Origin of the sequence: Variovorax glacialis, from assembly GCF_051216375.1 — a bacterium.
Classification (GTDB): Bacteria; Pseudomonadota; Gammaproteobacteria; order Burkholderiales; family Burkholderiaceae_C; genus Variovorax.
In genome coordinates this window covers 1-3,260 of the sequence record NZ_JBPJZT010000045.1, presented here as the reverse complement: position 1 = coordinate 3,260, position 3,260 = coordinate 1, and the positions used below count along the sequence as shown (strand labels likewise).

Sequence of the window (3,260 nt, the reverse complement as noted above, 5' to 3'; positions counted from 1 at the left end):
AACTCGCTTGGCCCGGATTCTGGACGCATCGAAGCTCGCTTGAAGTCCAACGACTCGGATCGATCAGCGTTCGTTCGCGCCGTTGAATCAGGCTGGTCGGGCGGCGGCGAGCGGTCTGAGGTGACGCTGTCGGAAGTCCCCGTTGCCAGCGTGCAGCTAAGTAGGGGGAACATGGCCCGTTTTGAATGAGGAACGCCCTCTTAATCGCAACCGTTACCTCACCGATACAGGGTTGGGCCGATTGCGAGTCGCTCTGCGAATTTGACTGCAGGGGAAAATGCCGAGCGACTTTCCCAGGCGGCAACTATGTGGACAACGGCTGCTTCAATACATGCCTGTCGTCAGAGGACGTATGCCATGCACCAGCTCTCCGTCGCACTTAGTCGTGACCGCGAGGACTGGACCTGACGACGCGCCGTCGTCTGTCAAAGAACTCACTTAAAGCAGGACAGCGAGTCTCGACAATGCTTTCAGATTCCTTCGCTCTTCCACCAGGCCCCGACAGCTTGAACAGTTCGTCAGTAATGGCGTACCCGCAATCGAGCGCACGCTGAACCAAGGCTGCTGCTTGGCATTCCCTCAAGATGGCAGATGGGTCTCGACCTCTTATTGCGACGTCATAGGCCTGCGTCAAACATGAATCAACGGGTGCAAACGTCTTCGCGACCAAACGAACTCGACCATTCCTTCGAAGTTCGAATAGCTCAGAGCCCCTAAGATTTGACGAACCAAGAGCAAATTTGTCTGATGGTTCGCGTTCCAGTTGACATAGGCTTCGTCACCTTGCGCCCGGTTGATCAAACGCCGAAAATTACTGAGATCGGCAACGGAGGGTCGATGAACAAGCCGGGATTCTTGCAAGCAGGTTCAATGGTGGTTCCGCTGGCGGCAGGCTTTGTGCTTGATTTGGGCACTGATTTGCTGCTTGACGCGAACGGCACGACCGTCGATTTGCGGCCGCAAGCTTGGGCAGTTCTTCGCCATTTGGCGTTGAACCCCGGCCGCGTGGTGACCAAGGAGGAGTTGTTTGAAGCCGTCTGGCCCGGCCTGGTAGTCACCGACGACTCGCTGACGCAGGCTGTTTGTAATGTACGCGCCGCGCTCGGTGCCGCCGGGCATCAGGTCATCAAGACAGTTCCTAAGCGTGGCTATGCACTAATCGGCGGCTCAGCTGCGCGCAGTGAAGCCGTCGCCCATACGCCGACGCCGTTCGATCAGGTCCCAACAAACCTCGCAAAAGAGTTGCCACCACTGTATGGGCGCGAGAACGACCTGGACGCGCTCGAAGCGACCATCGAGGCGCATAAGCTGGTCACTATTGTTGGTGCCGGTGGCCTTGGCAAGAGCCGCATGGCCGAAGCGGCCGCGTCTTTGATCCGCCAGCGCTACCCCGATGGCGTGTGGCTGGTCGAACTGGCGCCTTTGACAGATGGCGCGTCGCTGCCGGGCGCCGTGGCGGGCGCGCTCGGCGTCGCGTTGAGCGGACGCCGGCCGCCATTGGGCGAGCTCATGACGACCCTCGAAGCGCAGCGCCTGCTGCTCGTGCTAGACAACTGCGAATATCTAATCGATGCGGTGGCTGGGTTTTCCGAAGCCCTTCTTAAGCAGGCGCCTCTAACGCACATTCTTGCAACCAGTCAACTTCCGCTCGGACTGTCGGACGAGCATCTGTTCCGGTTGGGTCCTCTGGCCTTGCCCGAGACGCTGGATGTCGGTCAAGCGATCGAGTATGGCGCCGTGCGACTGTTTTGCGAACGCGTGTCGGCGTTGGACAGGCACTTCGCACTCAATGCGCGCAATGTCGCTTGGACCGTTGGCATCTGTCGCCAGCTCGATGGGCTGCCCTTGGCGCTCGAACTCGCGGCGGCACGTGTCCCCTTGCTCGGCGTGGAGGGGGTTCACGAACGTCTCGCGCAGCGGTTGGACATTCTGACGTCTGCCCCGCGCGACCATCAAAAGCGGCACCAGACGTTGCGGTCCGTGTTGGACTGGAGCCATGGTCTACTCGACGTTGAAGAACAGGCCGTGTTTCGACGCTTGGGCGTCTTCAGTGGCGGCTGCACGGTTAAGGCCGCTCAGCACGTTGCCAGTGGCGATGGACTAAGCCAATCGCGGGTACTGGAAGTTTTGGGCAAGCTGGTCGATCGATCGCTGGTCGTGCCCGAGAGTAGTGAGCAATCCCGCTTGCGCCTACTCGAGAGCATGCGGCTCTACGCCATTGAGAAACTTGCCCAAGCAGGGGAAACGGCAACGCTGCGGCTCCTTCATGCCAAATACTTTTCCACGTACTTTCGGGCAGTCGCTGGTCTCCTCTACGGTGGCACGTGGACGGAGGATCGGTTCCTGAGTGCGCGGAAAACTGAACTCGACAACCTTCGGGAAGCTATCGACAACTCGCTCGACTCGAATGGCGATCCGTGCACCGGTCTCGAGTTGCTGGTAGCAGCTGCGCCGATGAGCCTTCTCCTGCCTTTGTCGGCGCAAAGCCCACGTTGGTGGCACACACTCGCTCAGAGCATGAATCCGGTGACGCCCGAAGGCGCAGCGAAGTTGCGGTACTGCTGGATTCATTGGGGACAAGGAGTCTGGTGGAGATCGGATACTTGGCCCGAACGCCCGGAGAGCGTAGCGGTCGAGTTGGAGGCGCTGCACGAACCGCGCATGCAGGCGCATGCACTGTGCCTAGACGCATTCAGGGCTGGCAGTCGGCGCGATTTCGTGCCAGCGTACGCGGCGCTCGACGTGGCAGCCAGTCTAGAAAAGCCCGACTGGCCGGCATGGCTGCGCAGCAGGCTCTCTTTCTTTCGCGCCATGTTTGATCGGGAGACGGGCAAACAGGGCGCCACAACGACAGCTATCAACGCGGCATTGGCTGACTTGGATGCAGCCGGCGAAGGGGGTGGCCGCTGGGCCTTCATAGTCCGCTCCAATCTTGCACTGGAACCCCTCTTGCGAGGCGAAGCCGGGGAAGCAGCGAATCGCTTGCAGGTGCTTGCAGAGCAAGGCAACTTGCAAGGTCAAGGCAGCGAAGGCCTGGGTCAAGTGCTGTCTTACCTTGTACTCGCTCTTGTGCAGCAGGGTGAGCTTGGCGCTGCTTCTGGGGCTGCGATCAATGCAGCGCAACATCTCAAGCGCTCTGCCCAGTGGCCGATCTTTGGCTCTAGCCTAGCCCTCTTGGCCGCCAAGCTGGGGAACCTGAAAGGCGCCGCGTTGATGATAGGGGCGATTGACGCTCGCATGACGCGTCATGGAACACAGCA

The 3,260-nt window shown here is 60.0% G+C and carries 2 protein-coding genes; both read left to right on the top strand.

Annotated elements, in window-relative coordinates:
* On the top strand, window positions 1-189 hold a 189-nt coding region (locus ACSFBL_RS35325), incomplete at its 5' end, for a hypothetical protein (protein WP_435520456.1).
* Between the two features lie 558 nt (window positions 190-747).
* The coding region (locus ACSFBL_RS35320; protein ID WP_435520455.1) for an ATP-binding protein at window positions 748-3,260 on the top strand (2,513 nt) is incomplete at its 3' end.